This is a genomic window from Streptomyces atratus (assembly GCF_040655115.1).
In the GTDB taxonomy this organism is placed as follows: Bacteria; Actinomycetota; Actinomycetes; order Streptomycetales; family Streptomycetaceae; genus Streptomyces; species Streptomyces atratus_D.
The window spans coordinates 23546-30056 of sequence record NZ_JBFAJH010000053.1 but is presented as its reverse complement, the minus strand read 5'-3'; the positions used below and the strand labels follow the sequence as shown (position 1 = coordinate 30056).

General features: G+C 68.1%; 4 protein-coding genes and 1 pseudogene. 4 read left to right on the top strand and 1 reads right to left on the bottom strand.

Going from position 1 to position 6511, the window contains the following annotated elements; translation table 11 throughout:
* Together AB0I23_RS34510 and AB0I23_RS34505 are read left to right on the top strand one after the other, a co-directional pair.
* On the top strand, positions 1-1904 hold a 1904-nt coding region (locus AB0I23_RS34510), incomplete at its 5' end, for a serine hydrolase (RefSeq protein WP_359115538.1).
* A gap of 176 nt (positions 1905-2080) precedes the next feature.
* Positions 2081-3943, top strand: coding sequence for an MFS transporter (locus tag AB0I23_RS34505; protein WP_359115536.1), 1863 nt, complete (start codon positions 2081-2083; stop codon positions 3941-3943).
* Between the two features lie 201 nt (positions 3944-4144).
* Here the strand turns inward: AB0I23_RS34505 and AB0I23_RS34500 are convergent.
* Positions 4145-4282 (bottom strand): annotated as a pseudogene (locus AB0I23_RS34500) (poly-gamma-glutamate biosynthesis protein PgsC/CapC); the annotation flags it as partial.
* 372 nt (positions 4283-4654) lie between these two features.
* Between AB0I23_RS34500 and AB0I23_RS34495 the strand changes: the two are divergent.
* Positions 4655-5266 carry a response regulator transcription factor gene (locus AB0I23_RS34495; protein ID WP_359115533.1) on the top strand — a complete coding sequence of 204 codons (612 nt, stop codon included), beginning with the start codon at positions 4655-4657 and terminating at the stop codon, positions 5264-5266.
* Positions 5267-5435: 169 nt separating this feature from the next.
* The gene (locus AB0I23_RS34490) at positions 5436-6509 is read left to right on the top strand and encodes a hypothetical protein (protein ID WP_359115530.1); all 1074 of its coding nucleotides are present in this window, start codon (positions 5436-5438) and stop codon (positions 6507-6509) included.
* Positions 6510-6511 lie beyond the last annotated feature (2 nt).

Here is a 6511-nt window from a genome sequence, read left to right as displayed (position 1 = left end):
AGGTTTCCGGCGACGCTTCCGACGAGGGTGCGGACAAGGCCGAGGTTTCCGGCGACGCTTCCGAGGAGGGTGCGGACAAGGCCGAGGTTTCCGGCGACGCTTCCGAGGAGGGTGCGGACAAGGCCGAGGTTTCCGGCGATGCCTCCGACGAGGCCCGGTTCCCTCAGGGTCGTGAGGAGAGCCACGTTGCGGACGTCGAGGACGTCTCGGACTCCGGGGACAACGAGAGCGGCGGTGACAACGAGACCGCGACGGTCGACGACGTCTCCGCCGACGCCGACGCGCCCAAGGGCGCCGGGACCACCGCCGCCGACGCCGCCGACGGCACCGAGCCCGCTGCGGACAAGCGAGGAATCGATCAGCCTACGGCCGTCTTCAGGACGGTCCGGCCGGATCGGGTCGACCAGCCGACGACCGCGCTGAAGATCACCCCGCCCGCATCGAAGCCGGAGTCCGAGCCCGAGACCCCCGTCGAGCGCACCAGCAAGTTCGTACCGCTGCGCCGCGACGAAGCACGGCCCGCCCCCGCCGTCGGCAAGCCCGGGACACCCGTAGCCGCACCCGCACCGGCCGCCGCCCCCTCGCTCAGTGGCGCCGAGCGCACCCGGCAGCAGCCGATGCCGCCCAGGCCGCCGCTCGACCTGCTGGCCGAGTTGACGAACACGCCACCGCCGCCGGAGACGCCGGTCCGTACCGCCGTTCGCCGGGTCAAGATCTGGACCCCGCTGGTTCTGCTCCTCCTGGTCGTCTTTGCGATCGTGCAGGCCGTGCGCCCGTTGCCGGCGCCCGGGCTGCAACTGACGGCGAAGCCGACGTACACCTTCGAGGGCGGGAAGCCGTCGCTGCCGTGGCCGAGCGAGGGTCAGGGCTACATGGCGGCGACCGGTCTCGGCACGGTGGACTCGTTCGGCGAGCAGAAGGCCGTGCCGATCGGCAGTGTGGCCAAGGCGATGACCGCGTACATCGTCCTCAAGGACCACCCCCTGAAGAAGGGCAAGGCGGGTCCGTCCATCACGGTCGACGCCAAGGCGGAGTCGGACGGCAAGCTGGACTCGGAGGGCGAGTCGACCCTCAACACCGTGAAGGTCGGCGACAAGCTCACCGAGCAGCAGGCCCTCTCCGCCATAATGATCCCGTCCGCCAACAACATCGCGCGGCTGCTGGCGCGCTGGGACGCGGGTTCCGAGGCGGCGTTCGTCAAGAAGATGAACGACACTGCCAAGTCGCTCGGCATGAAGAACACCACGTACACCGACCCGTCCGGACTCAAGGAGACGACGGTGAGTTCGGCCGAGGACCAGGTGAAGCTCGGTCAGAAGCTTGTGGAGATCCCGGCGTTGATGGCGATCACGCGGCTGCCCTCGTGGACCGACCCGTCGGGCAGGAACTGGCGGAATTACAACACCCTCGTCCCGTACAACGGCGCGCTGGGCATCAAGACCGGCTCCACCACCAAGGCCGGCGGCAACCTGCTCTTCGCCGCGCACAAGATGGTCGGCGACACCGACCAGCTGATCGTCGGTGCGGTGCTGGGCCAGCACAAGCCCGCCATCATCGACACGGTCAACGCGGTCAGCAAGGAAGTGATGGTCGCGACGCAGGACCTGCTGGAGAGCGGGAAGGTCGTGAAGAAGGGTGATGTCGTCGGCAGGGTCGACGACGGCCTCGGCGGTACGGTCCCGGTCGTCGCGACCGAGGACGTGGCGGCGGTCGGCTGGCCCGGTCTGACGGTCAGGATCGAACTGACCGACGACGGGAGGACGATCCCGCACACGGCGGCCGCCGGGACCCATGTGGGCACGCTCACCGTCGGTGAGGGAGCCAGTCAGGTGAAGGTCGCGGTGGCGCTGCAGAGCGATCTGGCGGAGCCCGGGTTCGGCAAGAAGCTGACCCGCATGAGCTGACGCGCAACAGGGAAGGGGGTGCCGGGATCGGCACCCCCTTCCCTGTTGCCCACGTGTTAGCGTCCCCGGACAACCGGGGAGGGCCGGACCGCGTCCTCACACGTGTACCGAATGGGGGCACGGGCACGAAGTACGGGGACGGGGTACGGGGCCGGCGGAGACGGGGAGAGACCGTAGTGACCACCGCGGAGCCGAGATCCGGCCGTGAAGCGGCCGGGAGCAGCGATGTGCGAGGCGACGTGACGAGCGGCAGCGGGGGAGGGAACTCGGGCGTCCGGCTGCCTGCCCCGCGTACCCCCGAACCCGGGGCCGAGGTGCCCGCGCGGACCCGCGCCCAGCGGCTGCTGCGCCACCCCGTCACCATCGCGACGGCGGCGGCCGCGGTCACCCACATCCTCTGGTTCTTCTTCTTCGCGAACAGTGGCGGCGACCTCGCGGCGCAGGACGCCTGGGCCGAGTTCGTCGGCCGGCATCCGGGCACCGCGTACAACCTCGCCTGGTACGGGGGCATGCACCCCGTCTCGTACAGCGTCGTGTCGCCGTATCTGATGTCGGTGCTGGGCGTCCGTACGACGATGATGATCGCCGGGACGGTGTCGGCGGGGCTGACCGCGCTGATCCTGGTCCGTGTCCCGGCCGTCCGTAACCCGCTCGCCTGCTCGCTCGCCGGGGTGTTCGCGTTCCTGTGCAACGCGCTGTCCGGGCGGGTGACGTTCGGGCTCGGCATGATGTTCGCGCTGGGCGCGGTGGCCGCGGTGTTCTGCTGGCCGTACCGGTGGCGCCACAAGCGCTGGGCGAAGGCGGCCGTCGCCGCGCCGCTCGCCGGTCTCGCCACCGCGGGCAGCCCTGTCGCGGGGCTGTTCCTCGGGGTGGTGGCGGCGGCGCTGTTCCTGAACAAGCGGCGCCCGGGGGCGTACGCGCTGGGGCTGGCGCCGGTCGTGGTGGTGGCGCTGTCCTCGTGGTTGTTCCCGTTCTCGGGTACGCAGCCGATGTCGATCGCGACGCTGTCGCTGCCGTTCCTCTTCGCCGTCCTCGTCTTCCTTCTCGTCCCGCGCGAGTGGAGCACGGTCCGTACCGCCGCCGCCGTCTACGGGGTCGGGACGCTGCTGACCTATGTGATCGATTCGCAGATAGGGTCGAACGTCACGCGGATGGCGATGCTGTTCGCCGGGGTGGCACTGCTTGCCGCGCTCCCGTACGCAGTGCCGCGCTCGCGACGCTGGTACGCGCTGATCCTGGCGTTCGTCGGCATGAACATCTGGATCGGTTTCAAGGGCGCCGACGACATCGTCCGCACCGCCCCCACCGCCTCCTGGACACGCGAACTCGCGCCGCTCGTCAATGAGCTCCAGAACATCGGCGCGGAGCGGGGCAGGGTCGAGGTGGTGCCCGCCAACAGCCACCGGGAGGCGTCCGCGCTCGCACCGTACGTCAACCTGGCCCGCGGCTGGAACCGGCAGGCCGACATGGAACGCAACCCGCTCTTCTACGACGACACCCTGAACCCCGTGAACTACCGCCAGTGGCTCGACCGCTGGGCCGTGCACTACGTGGTGCTGCCCAAGGGGGCACCGGACGCCACCGGCGCGGAGCAGGAGGCGGAGCTCGTCCAGAAGGGGCAGCCGTATCTGCGCAGGATCTGGTCCGACTCCAACTGGCAGCTCTTCGAGGTCGACAGCCCGGTGCCGCTGGCCGATCCGCCGGCGACCGTGGAGCGGGCCGGTGCGGGCGAGCTGACCATCCATGTGAAGCGGGCGGGCCGGGTGCTGATCCGGATTCCGTACTCGCGCTGGCTCGCCCTGGTCGACGACGAGGGCAGGAGCGTGGAGCGGCCGCAGGAGACCGAGGCGTCCAAGCAGCGCGCGGACCAGGACAGCCCGCGGACCTTCGTCAACACCAACGGCTGCCTGATCAAGGTGGACGAGGACGCGGACGGCGACGAGTGGACGGAACTGCTCGCGCCGCGCGCCGGGGTGTACCGGCTGGCTGCCCCGTACCAGCTGTCGCCCGGCACACCGTGCCCGGAGGAGCTGCGCTGAGCGGCGCGGCGGGCCTCCGGGCTGCGGCCTTGGCCTGCTCGTCCTTGCGCAGTTCGACGGCGAGGCAGCCGCTGCCCGCGAGCAGGGCGATCACCGTGACGGCATGCGGCACCGGGCGGGGGCCGCGTTTGGTCTTGGCACTCATGAGTCGGTCAGCTCCTGGGTGGGTGAGTCGTCAGGCGGTGTCGGGCGGCATGCCGGTCAGACGGAGGGCAGCGCGCCCAGCAGGATTCCGGCGGTGAGCCCGACGTAGGCCGTCAGCGTCACCGTGCCGGTCGCCGGCAGCGTTGCGCCCTTGGGCTGCCGGACGAGCTGATAGGCGATCAGGCCCGGGACGACAAGCCGGGTGAGACTGGGATCGCTGCTCCACCGGGCGGCGCTGGGCGCGGCCCCGGGGGTGGCGGCGCAGATCAGGGCGGGGCGGCCGCCGGGTGGGGACGTACCGACGTACGCACGGGTACAGAACCTGAGCACGTGACCATCCGCCCGGCCCCGGCGGATCAGCCGGCCAGCACCTCCCCGAAGTCTCCGAAGCCGCCGGGCCGAGCCCCGGTGTGGGCCGCCGGCTGTCGGCGCCAGGTGAGCCGCCTGGCCTAATAGTCATGCCGGTGGTCGCAAATGGGTCCAATCTGGGTGCAGACGGTAGGACCACCGGCCGTCGGCCCCGTTGCCCGTCATGTGGCGGGTGTTCCTACCTCCCCTGGGACCGCGATGAACGCACCTCTGACGCCCATTAGCGTCATCAGCGACTGCCCGCTACTTCTTCACGGCCTCGCGCATGTGATCAATCCTGAGCCGGATCTGAAGATTGTGACCTCGGTCAGGAAGGTTCGCGATCACCGCAGCGAGGGGAATGGCGAAGAGGTCGTCCTGCTCAACCTGCAGATGCCCACCTGGGAGACATCCAACGTCGTCGCAGGACTGTACCGGCAAGGGCATCCGGTTATTGTGTTGTCGGATTCCGAAACGCAATCAGATGTAGTCCTGTGCATTAAGGCCGGCGCACGCGGTTACCTGGGGCAAAGAATTAGCGAAACAGAGTTGCTGACAGCGATCCGTGCTGTCGCTTCAGGGCGCAGTTACTTCTCCGCCTATCTCAATGGCCGGGTCCTTCCCTCGCCGCCTCCTCGCATAACCGACCGCGAGAGACAGATTCTGCAGCTCCTTGCCAGCGGAGCCACAGACCGGGAGATCGCCGCCAAGTTGAACATCACCGAGAACACAGTGCATTCGCATCTGGATCGGCTGCGCAGCAAGAGTGGCTCTCACCGAAGGGCAGATCTGACCAGACTGGCGCTGCGCTACGGCCTGACGGGCGATTGAGCGCTCGAGGGTGAGGTAGTTCTACCCACATGAAACTCGGCAGTCTTGCCCGCATGTCAACCAGCAATTCTGCCCCTTGTCCCCTCGGGCGAATTGGGTAAGCCTTGTGTTGAGAACGCGATCAGGTAGCGCCAACAGGCGCTCAGGTGGAAGCTTTGTGTGACGAAGCTTGCGCGACTTCTCAATCAAGATCACCCGAATCTTCAAGGGGCTGACCATGAAGAAGAGGCTATGGCAAAGCATCGGTGTCGCGGCAGCTACGTGCTTGACGGCAAGCACGTATGGGGTTACGAGCGCCCATTCCAGCAGTGCGCCCGAGAATGTCCGCCCGGCATCTGCACAGGCAGAGAAGAGTCATGCCAAGATGCCGGATCGCCTCGTGTGCTTCAAGAGGCAGCAGAGGGACCTGAATTGCTTCGCCACGACCACTGTTCCCGGGGTAGGCAGAACGCTCACCCTTATCGTTCCTGTCGGGCAGAATCCACCGACTGCCGCCCGGATTGCGCAGAACATTGTGCAGAACTTCGTGCAGGGCAATGTGCAGGGCAATGCCCAGGGCAACGTCCAGGGGAACGTCCAGGGCAATGCCCAGGGCAACGTCCAGGGGAACGTCCAGGGCAATGCTCAGGGGAACGTCCAGGGCAATGTGCAGGGGAACGCTCAGGGGAACGTGCAGGGCAATGCCCAGGGGAACGTCCAGGGCAATGTGCAGGGCAACGCCCAGGGCAACGCTCAGGGCAACGTGCAGGGGAACGCTCAGGGCAATGCCCAGGGGAACGTCCAGGGCAATGTGCAGGGCAACGCCCAGGGCAATGCTCAGGGCAATGCCCAGGGCAACGTGCAGGGGAACGCCCAGGGCAACGCTCTTGGCAATGCCCAGGGGAACGTCCAGGGCAATGTGCAGGGCAACGCCCAGGGCAACGCTCAGGGCAATGCCCAGGGCAACGTGCAGGGGAACGCTCAGGGCAACGCTCTTGGCAATGCCCAGGGCAACGCCCAGGGCAATGTGCAGGGCAATGCCCAGGGCAACGCTCAGGGCAATGCCCAGGGCAACGTGCAGGGGAACGCTCAGGGCAACGCTCTTGGCAATGCCCAGGGCAACGCCCAGGGCAATGTGCAGGGCAATGCCCAGGGCAACGCTCAGGGCAATGCCCAGGGCAACGTGCAGGGGAACGCTCAGGGCAACGCTCTTGGCAATGCCCAGGGCAACGCCCAGGGCAACGTACAGGGCAACGTGGGGTGAGG

Coding starts and splice junctions, on each gene's coding strand:
- AB0I23_RS34495 (WP_359115533.1), top strand. CDS start 4,655: ATGAACGCACCTCTGACGCCCATTAGCGTCATCAGCGACTGCCCGCTA.